An 18,461-nucleotide genomic window follows, 5' to 3' on the forward strand; every position below is an offset into this window, starting at 1 on the left:
GGGCCGGGTCCTCCGCGTGCGGGCGCGGGAGGACGCGTTCTTCGGCTCACTCACTCGTTCTCCTGCTGCGTCTTTCCGGTCGCGCCGTCGCGGCGCGCGAGTGTCAGCAGCGCGCCCCGCTCCACTTTAGTCAGCTCCCGGGCCTGCCCCACTGGGAGGGTTCCCAGGTGCAGCGGGCCGAACTGGCGGCGCACGAGCTCTCGCACCGGGTGTCCGACGGCCGCCATCATCCGTCGCACGATGCGGTTCTTCCCCGAGTGCAGTGTGAGCTCGACGAGCGATTCGGCGCTCTCGCGGGACGAGGACAGCAAGCGAGCCTTGTCTGCGGCGATCGGTCCGTCCTCGAGGTCGAGACCGCGCGTGAGCCGTGCGATCGTCTGCGGAGTGACCACGCCCTCGACCTTCGCGATGTAGACCTTCGTGACGCCGAACGACGGGTGCGCGAGGACATGCGCCAGTTCACCGTCGTTCGTGAGCACGAGCAGACCGCTGGTCTCGGCGTCCAGACGTCCCACGTTGTAGAGGCGCTCCGGGTACTCGTCGGTGAAGCGTCGGAGATCCGGCCGTCCACGATCATCCCGCATCGAGCTCACGACCCCGGTCGGCTTGTTGAGGACGACGTAGCGCTTGGATTGATCGAGCTGGATCGCGGTGCCGTCGACATCCACCAGGTCGGTCTCCGGGTCGATGCGATTCCCCAGCTCCGTCACGACCACCCCGTTCACCCGAACGCGTCCGGAGGCAATCATGTCTTCGGCCACCCGGCGCGAAGCCACTCCGGCATGGGCGAGCACCTTCTGCAGTCGCACCCCTTCCGTCGACCGCTCGTCGGCGCTCGGGTCATCGAGATCGCTCATCGCGTCCCCTCCTCGAATCCGTCCGCGCCGTCGTCCAGCAGCGGGGAGATGTGCGGCAGCTCGTCGAGCGAATTGATCCCCAGGTTCACCAGAAGCGTGTCGGTCGTTCCGTAGTGGATGGCGCCGGTCTCGGCATCCGCGAACATCTCGGTGATCAGCCCGCGCGCGAGGAGCGTGCGGACGACCGAATCGACGTTGACGGCACGGATGGATGCCACCTGCCCTCGCGTGACGGGCTGCTTGTAGGCGATCACCGCCAGCGTCTCGAGAGCTGCTTGCGACAATCTCGAGGGCGCCTGTGCGTTGACGAACTCGGTGATCACGTCGTCATGCTCCTCGCGGACATAGAGACGCCATCCGCCGCCCACCTCACGCAGCTCGAAGCCGCGACGCGGACCGCCCGTCCTGCCGTCGTAGTCGTCGACGAGTCCCTCGACGGCCTGACGCACGGCGGCCACGGGCGCGCCGGCGGCGGCGGCGAGACTCACCAGGCTCTGCGGCTCCTCGATCACGAGCAGGAGCGCCTCCAGTCGCCGGGACACCGACACGGGATCCTGAGGTCTCGGCGGGGTCTCGGCCTCTTCCGTGGCCGGGCGCAACGTGTCATCGGTCATAGTCGGCCCCCAGGGTCGCGAGATTCTCTTCCGACCACCGCTCGGCGGTCCATCGCAATGTCAGTTCGCCCAGAGGCTCGACCTGCTCGAACGACAGGGCGGAATGCCGGTACAGCTCCAGTACCGACAGGAACCGGGCGACGAAGATCCCAGGCTGTGCCACGCCGGCGACGATCTCGCGGAAAGAGAGCGTTCCGGCGCTCCGCAGCAGGGTCACCACGATCGCCGCCTGCTCCCGGATGCTCACCAGCGGCGCGTGCAGGTGATCGAGCCCGACGTGCGGGATCTCTCGCGGAGTCATCGCCAGCAGGGCGAGCGCGGCGAAATCCTCGGTCGTGAGGGTCCAGACGAGTTCAGGCGTCGCTCGCCGGTACTTCTCGTCCAGCCGGACGGCGCGGACGTGACGGCGGTCCTCCGCCTGCAGCCTCGCGGCGAACCACGTCGACACCTGCTTGAATGCCCGATACTGCAGGAGGCGGGCGAACAGCAGGTCCCGCGCTTCCAGCAGAGCGACGGACTCGGCGTCGATGAGTTCCCCTTGGGGAAGCAACCCCGCGACTTTCATGTCGAGCAGGGTGGCCGCGACGACGAGGAACTCGGATGCCGCGTCCAGCTCCTTCTCCGTGTCGAGGCCCCGGAGATAGGAGATGAACTCGTCGGTCACGCGACTGAGGGCGATCTCGGTGATGTCCAGTTCACGCGAGGAGATCAGCGAGAGCAGGAGATCAAATGGTCCGTCGAACAGGTCGAGTGAGACGCGGAAGCCGTCGCCCTCGTCGTGCGGGGTCGGGTCAGGCGACGGCGCCACGGGCGACCAGCTCCCGCGCGAGGCGCAGGTAGGCCTGAGCCGCCGGGTGCTCGGGGGCGAAATCGATGATGGGGACACCTGAGACCGAGGCATCCGGGAACTTCACGGTGCGTCCGATGACGGTCTCGAGGACGTCCTCGCCGAACGTGTCGACGACCCGCTCCAGAACCTCGCGCGAGTGAAGTGTGCGGGAGTCGTACATGGTCGCCAGGAGTCCATCGAGCTGGATCGAGGGGTTCAGTCGATCGCGCACCTTCTCGATCGTCTCGATCAGCAGCGCGACGCCGCGCAATGCGAAGAACTCGCACTCCAGAGGGATCAGCACGCCGTGGCTCGCCGTCAGGGCGTTCACGGTCAGGAGACCCAGTGACGGTTGGCAGTCGATCAGGATGACGTCGTACTCCGCCGCGACCTGGCGCAGGACACGGGAGAGGATCGTCTCACGCGCGACTTCGTTGACGAGGTGCACTTCAGCTGCCGACAGGTCGATGTTCGCAGGGAGGACGTCGAGGTTCTCGACCCTGCTGGATTGGATGACGTCCCGGGCATCGCGCTTGGTGTCCAGCAGCAGGTCGTAGATCGTCGGGACGTCGTGGCTCGCGATGCGCAGACCTGCCGACAGCGCGCCCTGCGGGTCGAAATCGACTGCCAGCACCCGGCGGCCGTAGTAGGCGAGCGATGCGGCCAGATTGATCGTCGTGGTCGTCTTTCCGACCCCGCCCTTCTGGTTGCACAGCGCGATGATGCGTGCCGGACCGTGCCCGTCGAGCGTGGGCGGGGTCGCGAAGCCGTGATACGGACGGCCGGTCGGTCCGATCGGGGTGTCACTCTCTGAGGCCACCGTCGAACCTCGCTTGCTACCCGCCACCGACTCTCCTGACTTCGTCTTCCGTCCCCCGATTCTAGTCACCCGCTCAGCGCCGCATGAGCGAGCTAGCGGGCGCGCGGGTGAGCGGTCGCGTAGACGTCCCGCAGGGCGTCGACGCTGACGTGGGTGTAGATCTGCGTGGTCGCCACGGATGCGTGGCCGAGCAGCTCCTGCACGACACGTACGTCCGCACCGCCCTGCAGCAGATGGGTGGCGAACGAGTGCCTCAGCGTGTGCGGCGAGACGTGCGAGGTCAGCTCGGCCCGCTCCGCCGCTTCACCGATGATCAGCCACGCGCTCTGGCGCGACAGCGGCGCGCCCCGAGCACCCAGGAACAGGGCTGAGCTCGCCTTCCCGCGACGCGAGAGCTCCGGCCGGGCGCGGGTGAGGTAGGCGTCGACGGCAGTCCGTGCGTACGATCCGATCGGGACGATCCGCTCCTTCGATCCCTTCCCGCGCACGCGCAGCACGTCCCCGTGAGCGAGGTCGTCGACCGCGAGCTGCACCACCTCCGACACTCGCGCGCCGGTGGCGTAGAGCAGCTCCAGCAGCGCGCGATCCCGGAGACCGATCAGGTCACCGGGCCCCTCGCCCCCGGCCGCAGCGAGCAGACGCTCCACCTGCTCGATCGTGAGAGCCTTCGGCAGCCGGCGGGGCGCCTTCGGAGGGCGAAGCCTGCCGGTGGGATCGTCGACGGCCAGCCCCTCCCGCGCGAGGTGGCGGTGCAGGCCGCGCACGGAGGACTGCAGGCGAGCGAGACTGGACGCCGCGGGTGGCGGCTGCGTCGCCGCACGCTCCGCGGCGAATTCGCCGACGAGATCAGCGGTGACCTCGTCGGTGTCCCTCAGGCCGCGGGAGGCCAGCCACTCCGCATAGCCCGCGAGGTCGCGTCGGTATGCCGCCACGGTGTGGTCCGACAGGCCCCGCTCGATCGAGACGTGGCGGAGGTAGGAGTCCACCGCCCGATCGACACGCATCTCACTCCGTCGGAGCGGTCGCCCGACGGCGCAGCAGCTCGGTGGTCGCAAGGACACCCGTTGCGAGGATGCCGTTGCGCATCCGTCCCTCGAGCACCGCGGTCACGGCATCCGTCAGGGGCACCCACTCCAGGCGGATGTCGGCTTCCTCGTCGGCGCGAGGATGCGCGACGGCCGCGGCGCGAAGACCCCTGGCGAGGAACACGTGGATGATCTCGTTGTTACCCCCGGGAGTCGAGTAGATGCTGACCAGCGACTCCCACTCGTCGGCCACGAGGTCGGCCTCCTCGGCCAGTTCTCGGCGAGCGGAATCGAGGGGAGCCTCGCCCTCGACGTCGAGCAGCCCCGCCGGAATCTCCCAGTCCCGTTGACCGATCGGATGCCGGTACTGCTGGATCAGCAGCACGCGCTCGTGCTCATCCAGAGCGACGATCGCCGCGGCACCGGTGTGGTCGACGTACTGGCGGACGATCTGCTCATCGCCGTAACGGAATGTGTCGGAACGGACGTCCCACACCTTGCCCTCGTAGACGAGGTCGCTCGTGACGACGTCGACGTCGACGTCCTCGTCGTGGAGGGACGCGGCATCCGTCATCGGGTCACTCCCCCTCGTCGTCGAAGAGCTCGCTCGCACGATGGCGTTCGAGTGCGGCGGCCACCAGCCCACGGAACAACGGATGAGGATCGGTCGGCCGCGAGCGCAGCTCGGGGTGGGCCTGGGTGGCGATGTAATACGGGTGCACGTTGCGCGGCAACTCGACGAACTCGACCAGGTTGCGGTCGGGTGAGAGGCCCGAGAAGACCAGACCCGCGTCGGTGAGCTGCTGACGGTAGTGGTTGTTGACCTCGTAACGGTGCCGGTGGCGCTCATCGATCCTTGTGGCGCCGTAGACTTCGGCGGCGAGCGAGCCTTCGGCGAGGTCGGCAGGGTACATCCCCAGTCGCATCGTCCCGCCGAGGTCCCCGCCGGCGATGATCTCGACCTGCTCGGCCATGGTTGCGATCACGGGGAATTCGGTATCGGGGTCGAATTCGCTCGACGAGGCACCCTCGAGTCCGGCCATCGTGCGGGCGTACTCGACGACCATGCACTGCAGGCCGAGGCACAGGCCGAGGGTCGGTATGCCCTGTTCGCGGGCGAAGCGCAGAGCGCCCAGCTTTCCTTCGATGCCACGGATCCCGAACCCGCCGGGCACGACGATCCCGTCGAGTTCGCCCAGCGCGCGGGCCGCGCCCTCGGGCGTCTCGCATTGGTCGGAGGGCACCCACCGGATCGTGACATGGGTCTCCTGCGCGAAACCGCCGGCCTTCAGCGCCTCGGTCACACTCAGGTAGGCATCGGGCAGATCGATGTACTTACCGACGAGCCCGATCGTCACGTCGTGCTTCGGGTTGTGCACCGCCTGCAGCACCTTGTCCCAGCGCGTCCAGTCGACCTCGGCCGCCTTTCCGAGACCGAGAGTGCGCACGATGTACTCGTCGAGACCCTGCTCATTCAGCATGGTGGGGATGTCGTAGATGCTGGGCACGTCGACGGCGTTGACGACGGCGCTCTCATCCACGTCGCACATCAGGGCGATCTTGCGCTTGTTCGACTCGGTCACCGGCCGGTCGCTGCGCAGCACGAGCGCGTCGGGCTGGATGCCGATCGAGCGCAGCGTCGCCACGGAATGCTGCGTCGGCTTGGTCTTCTGTTCGCCGGACGCGCCCATGAACGGCACGAGCGAGACGTGGACGAAGAAGACGTTCTGCCGGCCGAGCTCGTGCCTGATCTGACGGGCCGACTCGATGAAGGGCTGCGATTCGATGTCACCGACCGTGCCGCCGATCTCGGTGATGATCACGTCGGGGCGCGGTTCTTCGCTGGCCTGCAGACGCATCCGCCGCTTGATCTCGTCGGTGATGTGCGGGATGACCTGCACCGTGTCACCGAGGTACTCGCCCCGGCGTTCCTTCGCAATCACCTGCGAGTAGATCTGGCCGGTGGTGACGTTGGCCGCCTGGCTGAGCTCGATGTCCAGGAACCGCTCGTAGTGCCCGATGTCGAGGTCTGTCTCTGCGCCGTCGTCCGTGACGAACACCTCACCGTGCTGGAAGGGGTTCATCGTGCCCGGATCCACATTCAGATACGGGTCGAGTTTCTGCATGACGACCCGAAGCCCGCGCGCCGTGAGGAGGTTGCCCAGGCTCGCAGCGGTCAGACCCTTCCCCAACGAGGAAACGACACCGCCCGTCACGAAAATGTGCCTGGTGATGTCGTTCTGAGGTCCCGAGTCTGAAGTATCCGCCACGGGCTTCTACCCTAACAGTCTTGAGAGGAGGCGGCTGAGCAGCACCCGAGCGCGCTCAGCCACGGGCAAGTTCCAGGAGCTCGCGCGCGTGAGTGCGGGCCGCGTCGGAATCGGCGAGGCCGGACAGAAGACGGGCCATCTCGGCCTCGCGATCGGTCCCCTCCAACCGTCGCACGCTCGATGCCGTCACCGAGCCGTCGTGGGCTTTCACCACGGTGAGGTGGTTGCTCGCGAACGCCGCCACTTGGGCCAGGTGGGTCACGGCGATGACCTGGGAGCTCTCGGCCAGACGCGCCAAACGGCGGCCGACCTCGATCGCCGCGGCACCGCCGATACCCGCGTCGACCTCGTCGAACACGAAGGTGGGCACCGGGTCGGTGGCGGCGATGACGACTTCGATGGCGAGCATCACTCGGCTCAGTTCACCGCCCGATGCACCGCGCGACACCGCCCGCGGCTCCGCACCGGGGTGCGGCGCGAGCAGGACAGCCACATCGTCGCGACCCGCGGCCGTCTCGGCGCCCTCCGTCACGGCCACCGACAGGCGCGCGTCCGGCATGGCGAGGGCGTGCAGTTCGTCTGTGACCGCCGACGCGAGTCGACCGGCCGCCTCTGTGCGGGCGCGGGTGAGGGCGGCGGCGGATTCGTCGAGAGTGGATGCCGCGGCATCCCGTTCGCCCGCGAGTCTCTGCACGCGATCGCCGTCGTCATCCAGCTCGGCGAGGGTCTCCGATCCGGTCCGCCAGATCTCGAGCGCGTCCTCGAGGCTGCCGTGTGCCCGCACGAGCGCGGTCACCGCCGCTCGTCGTTCCTCCACCGTGGCCAGTTCGTGGGGACCCGCCTCGTCGAGGTCCGCGAGGTAGCCGGCCAGCGCGGTGGCGAGATCCACAGCGCGGTACCCGAGGTCCGCCGCGGTCGCAGCCATGTCGTCGAGCGTCGGATCCTTCCCGGCGGCGCGCTCCAGCGTGCGTCGCACGTCGGCCAACAGGATGCCGACATCGGGCGCGTCGCCGTCGCCCGAGAGAGCATCGTGCGCGAGGAGGGCGGCGACGCGAAGCTCTTCTGCGTTCGCGAGCCGTTCCGCTCGGTGGGCGAGTTCGACGTCTTCGCCGGGCTGAGGATCGATCGCTTCGATCTCGGCGAGCGTCGCCCGCAGTCGTTCGGCCCGCTGCGCACGCGCGTCCCGGTCGCCCATAAGACTCGCGAGCTCGCCGTCGATCCGCCGCCACTCGGCGAAGTGAGCGCGATAGCGTGCGAGAGCCCCAGCCACGGGCGCACCACCGAATCGATCGAGCGCATCCCGTTGCGCCGCACTCGTGCGCAGTCTGAGCTGATCCGACTGCCCGTGCACCACCACGAGCGCGTCTGCGAGCTCGGCCAGCACCCCGGCCGGTGCGGCTCGACCGCCGACGGTGGCTCTGCTCCGCCCCTCGCTGGAGATCGTCCGCCCGACGAGCAGTTCGGCCCGCCCCTGATCGATCGGCTCGAGTTCCCCGCCGGCCTCGTGCACGCGGTCGGCGACCGCGCCCGTGGCGGGCACGATCCACACGCCGTCGACGGCGGCCTGCGCCGCGCCGGCGCGAACCGCTCCGGAGTCCGCCCGCTGGCCGAGAAGCAGACCGAGGCCGGTCACGACCATCGTCTTGCCGGCACCGGTCTCGCCCGTGATCGCGGTGAAGCCGGGCCCGATGGGCAGGGTGGCTTCGGCGATCACTCCGAGATCGCGCAGTCGCACTTCCTCGATCACGGGCGGTTACCGTGAATGTCGTGGCGGAGAAGGGCGTCGCCGTCCGACACGTTCACGGCCGGACCGGACGGACGACGGCGCCCGTCACCGCGGCGTCGAGTGCCGCGGGGCCCCGCCACCCCACGACGGGCAGCTGGAACTTGCGGACGAGTCGGTCGGTGAACGCAGCGGGGTGGAGCCGTGCAAGGCGTACGGGGCGGTCGGAGCGACGGACGACGACACGCGCGCCGGGCGGCAGCTCGTGCGAGCGACGCCCGTCGCACCAGAGAATACCGACACCGTCCGTGCGCTCGAGCACTTCGATCGCCACCGCGGCTTCTGGTCCGACCACCAGTGGGCGTGCGAAGAGGGCGTGGGCGGAGAGCGGGACCACGGCGATGGCCTCGACGGTCGGCCAGATCACCGGTCCCCCCGCGGAGAAGTTGTAGGCCGTCGACCCGGTGGGAGTCGATACGACGACGCCGTCGCAGCCGAAGCTCGACAGGGGACGTCCGTCGACTTCCATGACGACTTCGAGCATCCGCTCGCGGCTCGCTTTCTCGACCGTCGCCTCGTTCAGCGCCCAGGTCTCATAGATCACCGCGTCGGCGGAGTCCTTCACGCGGACCTGCAGCGCGAGCCGCTCCTCGACGCGGTAGTCGCGGGCGATGACATGCCGCACGGCGTCGACCATGTCGTCGCGCTCGATCTCGGCCAGAAACCCGACGTGCCCCATATTGATGCCGAGCACCGGCGCCGTACTGTCGCGGACGATCTCTGCCGCTCGCAGGATCGTGCCATCTCCTCCCAGGGAGATGGCCAGCTCGATGTCGTCGAGCGCGACGTCCTCCCCCAGCGTGAGGACGCCGTCGAGATCGCCCATCATCACAGCGAGCCCCGCCCGGTCGTCGGGGGTGACGACGGCGCGCGCACCCGCGGCCGACAGCTCGTCGAACACGCGCTGCGCAGCATCGACCGTGTCGTCGCGGCGGGCGTGCACCACCACGAGGATCTTGCGTTCCTCGTTCATCGCTCTCCTGCCAACTGGCTGACGGTATCCAGCCATTCTGTCGGATTGCGCCCGCGGTCCGACGCGAAGTGCGCCAGGAACTCGGCATTGCCATGGGTTCCCACGATCGGTGACGCGATCACACCGAGGGTTCCGAGCCCGACGTCCCACGCCGACCACAGCACGCCGCTGACGGCGTCGGCGCGGAGTGCAGCATCCGTCACCAGTCCGCCCTTGACCGACGTACGACCGACCTCGAACTGCGGTTTCACGAGAAGGACGATGTCGGCATCTCGGGCCGCCGTCGCACGGATCGGCCCCAGAACGTGGGCGAGCGAAATGAACGACAGGTCTCCCGTCACCACGTCCGGGGACGTATCGACTCCGCTCGCCTCCCGAAGGGAGGCGGGACTCAGCTCTCGCGCGTTGAATCCCTCGATCGGGATCACGCCGGAGTCGGCGGCGACGGATGCTGCGAGCTGTCCATGTCCGACATCCAAGGCGATCACGGGCGCGGCGCCCCGTTCGCGCAGAACCTGGGTGAAGCCGCCGGTGGAGGCGCCGATGTCGAGAGCGCAACGTGCTCGGACGTCGACTTCGAACGCGTCGAGTCCGGCGATCAGCTTGTGGGACGCTCGGCTGACGTAGTGATCGGCGCCGGCCACTTCCAGAACCGCGTCGTCGGCGACGGGAGTGGAAGCCTTCACGACCCCGCGGCCGTCCACGGTCACGAGACCCGCGGCGATCAGGGTCGCGGCGTGGGTGCGGGAGCGCGACAACCCCCGCGCGGCCAGGGCCGCGTCCAGTCGCTGGGTCATCGTGCGGATCAGCCCTGCGGGCCGGACTCGAGGCGCGTCACCAGCTGGTCGTGCAGTGCCGCGTACGCGTCCGCGCGCGTGTCCAACGGCTGCTCCTCGATCACGCGCAGGCGGCTCAACAGCTCCCGATCGTTCTCAGAAGATGGGACGTCGGTCATAACGCCAGACTACGCGACGCCGTCGCTGACCCGGCCGCCGCTTCAGCGCGTGTGGAAGGTGTCGCGATACAAGCGCTCGGGCACGCGGAAGCCGAAGATTCCGCGACCGGTGGCCCAGATGGCGGCCGCCCCCGCGCGTACGAGGTCGATCGGGCGGTCCCCTTCGCGCACGATGTGCACGTCGGGTCCGTCGATCCGTACCGCGGCGCCGCGGACGGTGGTGGTGTCTCCGTGAACGGTCGACTCGGGGTAGGGCTCATGCAGCTCGCGAAGATCGCCCAGAATGTACGTCGGTCGCGAGTCTGGCGGTGCCGCCAGTACATGCTTGGGTCGGTCGATGCCGGTCAGCACGAGTGCCGAAGGGAGCCCGGCCCGCACGGCTCCCATGATGTCGGTGTCCAGACGATCACCGAGGAAAAGCGGATGCTGCGCACCGAACCGTGCAACGGCCTCCTGGAAGATCGCCGCCTCCGGCTTGCCCGCGACGGTTGCCAGACGACCGACCGCTGTGTGCACGGCCGACACCAGAGTGCCGTTTCCCGGCGCGATCCCGCGGGCCTGCGGGATCGTCCAGTCCGTGTTCGTGGCGATCCACGGGATGCCTCCCTCTTCCTCGGGAAGGGCCAGAGCATAGGCAGCCTCGGCGAGCTGCGACCAGCCCACCTCGGGCGCGAAGCCTTGGAGGACGGCTGCGGGACGGTCATCGGCGCTGCGCGTGACGACGTAGCCCGCCTTCTGCAGTTCGACCACGAGGCCCTCGCCGCCCACGACCAGAACGGTTGCCCCCGGCGTCACGCGATCGCCGAGCAGGCGCACTGCAGCCTGCGGGCTCGTCACGACGTCCGCCGGCTCGGTGTGCAAGCCGAGTTCTCGCAAGTGCATCGCCACGGACGCATCGGTGCGCGACGCGTTGTTGGTGATGTACCCCAACCGCCGCGTGCGGCCCGCGGCGTTCAGACTCTCGATCGCATGCGGCAGCGCTCCAGCCCCTGCGTACACCACGCCGTCGAGATCTGCCAGCACGACGTCGACTCCGTCAAGCGGTGTGCGCGCCGGGGCGCTTTTGGAGAAGAGGCCCATCACACCTGCTCATCATCAGAGGCAGCGGCCCGCTCGGTGCGGTCTTCCGGGTCGATCTCCGCGTCCGGAGCGCGGCGGGGCATCCCCGACTCAGCGGACTCATCGTCATCGTCATCGTCATCGTCATCGTCGAGGATGATCTCGTCGACCTCATCCACGAAGACGACCTCTTCGCTGCCGCCGTCATCGTCGACCCCGAGGGCCTGCTCGGCAATCGTCGCCCGACGGCGCCATTGCGCGGCCTCGTCGTGGCGACCGAGCTCCTCCAGCACCGTGGCCCGGGCGGCGAACAGCGCGGGACTCCACTCGAACGCGCGGTCGGGGTCGAGCTCGGGGATATCGAGCTCCGTCAATGCTCGTTCGGGCTCGCTCTGGTCGAGGCGTGCTCCCGACATGGCGATCGCGAGCTCTACACGTACGGGGGTGCTCAGCGTGGAGCGATCGACGGAACGACCGAGCTCCAGGCCGCGATCCGGTCTGCCCACCCCGCGCTCGCTGTCCACCATCAGCGCGATCTGGTCGTCTTTCCCGGAGATGCGTCGGTACGTGCGCAGTTCGCGAAGAGCGAGGGCGTAGTCGCCGATCGTGTAGGCCGTGATGGCGAGAGTTTCGCGCACCAGCGCGATGCGCCCCGCTCGGCGTGAGGCAGATACCGCGTGCTGGTGCGCCAGCTCGGGATCGTCCTCGATCAGCCGGGAAGCCATCGCAAGGTGTCGCGCCACACCCTCGGCGTTCTCCTTGCTCAGGGTCTTGAGCTCGTTACGCGCACTGGCTGGAAGGTCCTGCGGTGTGACGTCATCCGGCAGGATGGGGTCGTCATGGTGGGCACGGACCGGCCGCAGCTCGTCACCGGGGCGTGCCTCCAGCTCGCGACCCGCCCGCGGCGCGTGCGACCTGCGCTCCCCATCACGAGGAGGGTACGACTTCCGCTCCCCATCACGAGGCGGATACGACTTCCGCTCCCCATCACGAGGCGGATACGACTTCCGCTCCCCATCACGAGGCGGATACGACTTCCGCTCCCCATCACGAGGCGGATACGACTTCCGCTCCCCATCACGAGGCGGATACGACTTCCGCTCCCCATCACGAGGCGGATACGACTTCCGCTCCCCATCACGAGGCGGATACGACTTCCGCTCCCCATCACGAGGCGGATACGACTTCCGCTCCCCATCACGAGGCGGATACGACTTCCGCTCCCCGTCACGAGGCGGCCGGCCGCTGCCTGCAGCGCCGTTGCGTTTCGGGTCGCGAGGAGGCTGCGACCCTCCGCGACGATCGTCGCGCCTGTCGTCTTCAGCCATGGCTGTTTCCCTTCGCAGAAAATCGTCGCGTTAACGCAAAAGGGCCACCCAACATTGGGTGGCCCTTTCTCGAAAGAAGTCCGGCGGTGTCCTACTCTCCCACAGGGTCCCCCCTGCAGTACCATCGGCGCTGAGAGGCTTAGCTTCCGGGTTCGGAATGTGACCGGGCGTTTCCCTCTCGCTATGGCCGCCGAAACACTATTGATGTTTCATCGTTCAAAGCATGAGTGCTGCAATAGCAGCGATACATGCGGTTCTCGACCGTACATCGAGAACCACTCAGTGGACGCAAGCACCAGAAACGGTGTGTTATCAAATCATCGGCTTATTAGTACCAGTCAGCTGCACGTGTTGCCACGCTTCCACATCTGGCCTATCAACCCAGTAGTCTGGCTGGGAGCCTCTCGCCCGAAGGCATGGAAATCTCATCTTGAGGCCGGCTTCCCGCTTAGATGCTTTCAGCGGTTATCCATCCCGAACGTAGCTAATCAGCGGTGCTCCTGGCGGAACAACTGACACACCAGAGGTTCGTCCAACCCGGTCCTCTCGTACTAGGGTCAGATCCTCTCAAATTTCCTGCGCGCGCAGCGGATAGGGACCGAACTGTCTCACGACGTTCTAAACCCAGCTCGCGTACCGCTTTAATGGGCGAACAGCCCAACCCTTGGGACCTACTCCAGCCCCAGGATGCGACGAGCCGACATCGAGGTGCCAAACCATGCCGTCGATATGGACTCTTGGGCAAGATCAGCCTGTTATCCCCGAGGTACCTTTTATCCGTTGAGCGACAGCGCTTCCACAAGCCACTGCCGGATCACTAGTCCCGACTTTCGTCCCTGCTCGACCTGTCAGTCTCACAGTCAAGCTCCCTTGTGCACTTACACTCGACACCTGATTACCAACCAGGTTGAGGGAACCTTTGGGCGCCTCCGTTACTTTTTGGGAGGCAACCGCCCCAGTTAAACTACCCATCAGGCACTGTCCCTGAACCGGATTACGGTTCTAAGTTAGATATCCAGAGTGACCAGAGTGGTATTTCAACATTGACTCCACATGAACTGGCGTCCATGCTTCAAAGTCTCCCACCTATCCTACACAAGCCACACCGAACACCAATACCAAACTATAGTAAAGGTCACGGGGTCTTTCCGTCCTGCTGCGCGTAACGAGCATCTTTACTCGTAATGCAATTTCGCCGAGTTCGCGGTTGAGACAGTTGGGAAGTCGTTACGCCATTCGTGCAGGTCGGAACTTACCCGACAAGGAATTTCGCTACCTTAGGATGGTTATAGTTACCACCGCCGTTTACTGGGGCTTAAATTCTCAGCTTCGCCTTGCGGCTAACCGGTCCTCTTAACCTTCCAGCACCGGGCAGGCGTCAGTCCGTATACATCGTCTTGCGACTTGGCACGGACCTGTGTTTTTAGTAAACAGTCGCTACCCACTAGTCTCTGCGGCCTCCAAACGCTTTCGGAGCAAGTCCTAATACGTCGAAGGCCCCCCTTCTCCCGAAGTTACGGGGGCATTTTGCCGAGTTCCTTAACCACGATTCTCTCGATCTCCTTGGTATTCTCTACCTGACCACCTGAGTCGGTTTGGGGTACGGGCGGCTTGAACCTCGCGTCGATGCTTTTCTTGGCAGCATAGGATCACCCACTTTTTATCCGCATCGTGTCTCAGCCTGTATGAGTGACGGATTTGCCTATCACTCGGCCTACGCACTTGCACCAGGACTACCATCGCCTGGCTTGGGCTACCTTCCTGCGTCACACCTGTTAATACGCTAACCGCCTCAGCATAGGGTCGTGTGCTAGGCCCAACGCTTCACCCCGAAGGGATCCGTCAAAGGGATTCAGACACTTAGCATTACTGGATTGGTTTGGGCGGTTCTTCGCCGGTACGGGAATATCAACCCGTTGTCCATCGACTACGCCTGTCGGCCTCGCCTTAGGTCCCGACTTACCCAGGGAAGATTAGCTTGACCCTGGAACCCTTGGTCTTTCGGAGGACGTGTTTCTCACACGTCTTTCGCTACTCATGCCTGCATTCTCACTCGTGTAGCCTCCACGGCTGGGTCACCCCGCCGCTTCGCTGGCCACACGACGCTCTCCTACCCATCAATACGGCTGGACCACGAAGGCCTACCAATAATATCAATGCCACAACTTCGGTGGCGTGCTTGAGCCCCGTTACATTGTCGGCGCGGAATCACTTGACCAGTGAGCTATTACGCACTCTTTCAAGGGTGGCTGCTTCTAAGCCAACCTCCTGGTTGTCTAAGCAACTCCACATCCTTTCCCACTTAGCACGCGCTTTGGGACCTTAGTTGGTGGTCTGGGTTGTTTCCCTCTCGACTATGAAGCTTATCCCCCACAGTCTCACTGCTGCGCTCTCACTTACCGGCATTCGGAGTTTGGCTGACGTCAGTAACCTTTTGGGGCCCATCGGCCATCCAGTAGCTCTACCTCCGGCAAGAAACACGCAACGCTGCACCTAAATGCATTTCGGAGAGAACCAGCTATCACGAAGTTTGATTGGCCTTTCACCCCTATCCACAGCTCATCCCCTCAGTTTTCAACCTAAGTGGGTTCGGTCCTCCACGACGTCTTACCGTCGCTTCAACCTGGCCATGGATAGATCACTTCGCTTCGGGTCTAGGACATGCGACTGAATCGCCCTATTCAGACTCGCTTTCGCTACGGCTACCCCACTCGGGTTAACCTCGCCACATATCGCTAACTCGCAGGCTCATTCTTCAAAAGGCACGCTGTCACCCCTACTAAGGAGGCTCCAACGGTTTGTAAGCAAACGGTTTCAGGTACTATTTCACTCCCCTCCCGGGGTACTTTTCACCTTTCCCTCACGGTACTTGTCCGCTATCGGTCATCTGGGAGTATTTAGGCTTATCAGGTGGTCCTGACAGATTCACACGGGATTTCTCGGGCCCCGTGCTACTTGGGATACTCTTCGCGTCAAGAGAGGCATTTCGACTACGGGGTTTGCACCCTCTGTGACCGGCCTTTCAATGCCGTTCGTCTATACCTTCTTGTAACGCCGGCTGCTCGGCAGAGCAGCCTGAAAAGTCCCACAACCCCGAATACGCAACTCCTGCCGGATATCACACGTACTCGGTTTAGCCTGTTCCGGTTTCGCTCGCCACTACTAACGGAATCGCGGTTGCTTTCTCTTCCTGTGGGTACTGAGATGTTTCACTTCCCCACGTTCCCTCTACCCGCCCTATATATTCAGGCGGGAGTCACTGGGTCGGCAAGCCGCCCAGCGGGGTTTCCCCATTCGGACACCCTCGGATCAAAGTGTGCTTATCCACTCCCCGAGGCTTATCGCAGATTGCTACGTCCTTCTTCGGCTCCAGATGCCAAGGCATCCACCGTTTGCTCTTAAAGATTTGAAATCACATGAGTTTCGTCAGAATCGGCCGGACTCGAAAGTCCGAATTGAAATTGACTAATGATCTATATAGATCATCTATGTGAAATGACCCCGAAGGATCATCTCAAAGATGCTCGCGTCCACTGTGTAGTTCTCAAAGTACGGGCGGTACCCTCTCCGCTGCCAGCTCCGCCGGCATCAGAAAAGGTCCTGAGTAATCGTCTGCACAAGATCCGAAGATCGAGCGCATCCGGTCCCTCAGGACCCAACAGCGTGCATGTGCCTTCCATCCGTTCAAGACCTTTCCAGCTGCGAGCAGCGTACTGAGTCCGGAGGTTTCCGAAAGGCACCTTGTCTAATGTTCCACCCATGAGCTACCAGTCGAGAACGTGTGTCTCGAATCTGGCGCCTGGACACTCCGAAGAGTGCCAGATGCTCCTTAGAAAGGAGGTGATCCAGCCGCACCTTCCGGTACGGCTACCTTGTTACGACTTAGTCCTAATTACCAATCCCACCTTCGACGGCTCCCTCCACAAGGGTTGGGCCACCGGCTTCAGGTGTTACCGACTTTCATGACTTGACGGGCGGTGTGTACAAGACCCGGGAACGTATTCACCGCAGCGTTGCTGATCTGCGATTACTAGCGACTCCGACTTCATGAGGTCGAGTTGCAGACCTCAATCCGAACTGGGACCGGCTTTTTGGGATTCGCTCCACCTTGCGGTATTGCAGCCCTTTGTACCGGCCATTGTAGCATGCGTGAAGCCCAAGACATAAGGGGCATGATGATTTGACGTCATCCCCACCTTCCTCCGAGTTGACCCCGGCAGTATCCCATGAGTTCCCACCATTACGTGCTGGCAACATAGAACGAGGGTTGCGCTCGTTGCGGGACTTAACCCAACATCTCACGACACGAGCTGACGACAACCATGCACCACCTGTTTACGAGTGTCCAAAGAGTTGACTATTTCTAGCCCGTTCTCGTATATGTCAAGTCTTGGTAAGGTTCTTCGCGTTGCATCGAATTAATCCGCATGCTCCGCCGCTTGTGCGGGTCCCCGTCAATTCCTTTGAGTTTTAGCCTTGCGGCCGTACTCCCCAGGCGGGGAACTTAATGCGTTAGCTGCGTCACGGACACCGTGGAATGGTCCCCACAACTAGTTCCCAACGTTTACGGGGTGGACTACCAGGGTATCTAAGCCTGTTTGCTCCCCACCCTTTCGCTCCTCAGCGTCAGTTACGGCCCAGAGATCTGCCTTCGCCATCGGTGTTCCTCCTGATATCTGCGCATTCCACCGCTACACCAGGAATTCCAATCTCCCCTACCGCACTCTAGTCTGCCCGTACCCACTGCAGGCTGGGGGTTGAGCCCCCAGATTTCACAGCAGACGCGACAAACCGCCTACGAGCTCTTTACGCCCAATAATTCCGGATAACGCTTGCACCCTACGTATTACCGCGGCTGCTGGCACGTAGTTAGCCGGTGCTTTTTCTGCAAGTACCGTCACTTTCGCTTCTTCCTTGCTAAAAGAGGTTTACAACCCGAAGGCCGTCGTCCCTCACGCGGCGTTGCTGCATCAGGCTTGCGCCCATTGTGCAATATTCCCCACTGCTGCCTCCCGTAGGAGTCTGGGCCGTGTCTCAGTCCCAGTGTGGCCGGTCACCCTCTCAGGCCGGCTACCCGTCGACGCCTTGGTGAGCCATTACCTCACCAACTAGCTGATAGGCCGCGAGTTCATCCCTGACCGAAGTTCTTTCCAGACGTTGAAGATGCCTTCACGTCTCGTATCCGGTATTAGCAGCTGTTTCCAACTGTTATCCCAGAGTCAGGGGCAGATTACTCACGTGTTACTCACCCGTTCGCCACTGATCCGAAGAGCAAGCTCTTCTTCACCGTTCGACTTGCATGTGTTAAGCACGCCGCCAGCGTTCATCCTGAGCCAGGATCAAACTCTCCGTGAAAGAATTTTGCTGCGACCAGACCGGAATGGGTTTGGCCGAGCGAGTTTGATCTGACGATCGGATGTCATTGCTGACATCTCGTTTAATCTCAAAAGAATCTCATCGGCCAGCTAAGCTGACCGCGAGGTTTTTTGGCATTTGACAAGTGCACGCTGTTGAGTTCTCAAGGATCGGATGCTCCTGCCGTTCAGCCTCTCGGCATCCCCTGCAGGGCAACTTCTCTATCTTATTCATCGCGACCCGCATGTCAAATCAGCATTTTCCGACGTGATGTCGAAGCCGGCTGTGACCGCGTGTCCCGAAGACAGACATTGTGGCTCCGCCCACATGACTCAATGGCCATGCTGCGAAGCAACCTGTCTATCTTATCTCTCTCGCTCGGCTTGTCAAATCGGCTGTCCGTGACTGTCTATCGTCTCCGGTCAGCACTCTTCGACTGCAATGAGGAGTGAGAACCCCACTCTAGTCCTGAAGGACGAACCCGCAAGGGGTGTTCGTGTGGGGGGTGGTTCTCCGCTTGAGGGGGGATGAGGCTTTTCGGCCTTTCCGCTTCCCTGTGGGGCGAACAAGTAATAAGTTACGTGCCGATTCAG

General features: G+C 64.1%; 13 protein-coding genes and 3 rRNA genes. All 16 read right to left on the reverse strand.

Annotation, left to right across the window (positions count from 1 at the left end; all coding sequences use genetic code 11):
- Positions 1-50: 50 nt before the first annotated feature.
- The 16 genes from ACFM35_RS07415 to ACFM35_RS07490 all read right to left on the reverse strand — a co-directional run bounded on the left by ACFM35_RS07415 (position 51) and on the right by ACFM35_RS07490 (position 17,868).
- The gene (locus ACFM35_RS07415) at positions 51-857 is read right to left on the reverse strand and encodes a pseudouridine synthase (RefSeq protein WP_378840335.1); all 807 of its coding nucleotides are present in this window, start codon (positions 855-857) and stop codon (positions 51-53) included.
- A complete protein-coding gene (gene scpB / locus ACFM35_RS07420; RefSeq protein WP_378840337.1) occupies positions 854-1,471 on the reverse strand; it encodes an SMC-Scp complex subunit ScpB in 618 nt (205 codons plus the stop codon). The genes ACFM35_RS07415 and scpB overlap by 4 nt, the downstream gene beginning before the upstream one ends.
- A complete protein-coding gene (locus tag ACFM35_RS07425) occupies positions 1,461-2,279 on the reverse strand; it encodes a segregation and condensation protein A (protein ID WP_378840338.1) in 819 nt (272 codons plus the stop codon). The genes scpB and ACFM35_RS07425 overlap by 11 nt, the downstream gene beginning before the upstream one ends.
- The gene (locus ACFM35_RS07430) at positions 2,263-3,120 is read right to left on the reverse strand and encodes a ParA family protein (protein ID WP_378840341.1); all 858 of its coding nucleotides are present in this window, start codon (positions 3,118-3,120) and stop codon (positions 2,263-2,265) included. The genes ACFM35_RS07425 and ACFM35_RS07430 overlap by 17 nt, the downstream gene beginning before the upstream one ends.
- Positions 3,121-3,212: 92 nt before the next feature.
- Positions 3,213-4,124 (reverse strand): site-specific tyrosine recombinase XerD, encoded by a 912-nt coding sequence (gene xerD / locus ACFM35_RS07435; RefSeq protein ID WP_378840344.1) that lies wholly within the window; start codon positions 4,122-4,124, stop codon positions 3,213-3,215.
- Position 4,125: 1 nt separating this feature from the next.
- Positions 4,126-4,719, reverse strand: a complete 594-nt coding sequence (locus ACFM35_RS07440; protein WP_378840346.1) for an NUDIX domain-containing protein — start codon at positions 4,717-4,719, stop codon at positions 4,126-4,128.
- A gap of 4 nt (positions 4,720-4,723) precedes the next feature.
- On the reverse strand, positions 4,724-6,415 hold the full coding sequence (gene pyrG, locus ACFM35_RS07445) for a CTP synthase (protein WP_378840348.1): 1,692 nt from the start codon (positions 6,413-6,415) through the stop codon (positions 4,724-4,726).
- Positions 6,416-6,470: 55 nt separating this feature from the next.
- On the reverse strand, positions 6,471-8,162 hold the full coding sequence (gene recN / locus ACFM35_RS07450; RefSeq protein WP_378840350.1) for a DNA repair protein RecN: 1,692 nt from the start codon (positions 8,160-8,162) through the stop codon (positions 6,471-6,473).
- Positions 8,163-8,214: 52 nt separating this feature from the next.
- Positions 8,215-9,171, reverse strand: coding sequence for an NAD kinase (locus tag ACFM35_RS07455; RefSeq protein WP_378840352.1), 957 nt, complete (start codon positions 9,169-9,171; stop codon positions 8,215-8,217).
- Positions 9,168-9,968 (reverse strand): TlyA family RNA methyltransferase, encoded by an 801-nt coding sequence (locus tag ACFM35_RS07460; RefSeq protein WP_378840355.1) that lies wholly within the window; start codon positions 9,966-9,968, stop codon positions 9,168-9,170. Before ACFM35_RS07460 ends, ACFM35_RS07455 begins: the two co-directional genes overlap by 4 nt.
- Positions 9,969-9,976: 8 nt before the next feature.
- Positions 9,977-10,126: a hypothetical protein gene (locus ACFM35_RS07465; RefSeq protein WP_378840357.1), complete on the reverse strand. Its 150-nt coding sequence runs from the start codon at positions 10,124-10,126 to the stop codon at positions 9,977-9,979.
- Between the two features lie 42 nt (positions 10,127-10,168).
- Complete coding sequence (locus tag ACFM35_RS07470) at positions 10,169-11,206, reverse strand: HAD-IIA family hydrolase (protein WP_378840359.1); 1,038 nt, start codon at positions 11,204-11,206, stop codon at positions 10,169-10,171.
- Positions 11,206-11,910 carry a hypothetical protein gene (locus ACFM35_RS07475; RefSeq protein WP_378840361.1) on the reverse strand — a complete coding sequence of 235 codons (705 nt, stop codon included), beginning with the start codon at positions 11,908-11,910 and terminating at the stop codon, positions 11,206-11,208. The genes ACFM35_RS07470 and ACFM35_RS07475 overlap by 1 nt, the downstream gene beginning before the upstream one ends.
- A gap of 681 nt (positions 11,911-12,591) precedes the next feature.
- A 5S ribosomal RNA gene (rrf, locus tag ACFM35_RS07480) occupies positions 12,592-12,708 on the reverse strand.
- Positions 12,709-12,821: 113 nt separating this feature from the next.
- A 23S ribosomal RNA gene (locus tag ACFM35_RS07485) occupies positions 12,822-15,925 on the reverse strand.
- A 421-nt stretch (positions 15,926-16,346) separates the two neighbouring features.
- Positions 16,347-17,868: ribosomal RNA gene (locus ACFM35_RS07490) — 16S ribosomal RNA — on the reverse strand.
- The 16S, 23S and 5S rRNA genes sit together here, the layout of an rRNA operon.
- Positions 17,869-18,461 lie beyond the last annotated feature (593 nt).

This window comes from Microbacterium songi (genome assembly GCF_042747925.1).
Taxonomy (GTDB): Bacteria; Actinomycetota; Actinomycetes; order Actinomycetales; family Microbacteriaceae; genus Microbacterium.

Coding starts and splice junctions, on each gene's coding strand:
- ACFM35_RS07415 (WP_378840335.1), bottom strand. CDS start 857: ATGAGCGATCTCGATGACCCGAGCGCCGACGAGCGGTCGACGGAAGGG.
- scpB (WP_378840337.1), bottom strand. CDS start 1,471: ATGACCGATGACACGTTGCGCCCGGCCACGGAAGAGGCCGAGACCCCG.
- xerD (WP_378840344.1), bottom strand. CDS start 4,124: ATGCGTGTCGATCGGGCGGTGGACTCCTACCTCCGCCACGTCTCGATC.
- ACFM35_RS07440 (WP_378840346.1), bottom strand. CDS start 4,719: ATGACGGATGCCGCGTCCCTCCACGACGAGGACGTCGACGTCGACGTC.
- ACFM35_RS07455 (WP_378840352.1), bottom strand. CDS start 9,171: ATGAACGAGGAACGCAAGATCCTCGTGGTGGTGCACGCCCGCCGCGAC.
- ACFM35_RS07460 (WP_378840355.1), bottom strand. CDS start 9,968: ATGACCCAGCGACTGGACGCGGCCCTGGCCGCGCGGGGGTTGTCGCGC.
- ACFM35_RS07465 (WP_378840357.1), bottom strand. CDS start 10,126: ATGACCGACGTCCCATCTTCTGAGAACGATCGGGAGCTGTTGAGCCGC.
- ACFM35_RS07470 (WP_378840359.1), bottom strand. CDS start 11,206: ATGGGCCTCTTCTCCAAAAGCGCCCCGGCGCGCACACCGCTTGACGGA.
- ACFM35_RS07475 (WP_378840361.1), bottom strand. CDS start 11,910: ATGGCTTCCCGGCTGATCGAGGACGATCCCGAGCTGGCGCACCAGCAC.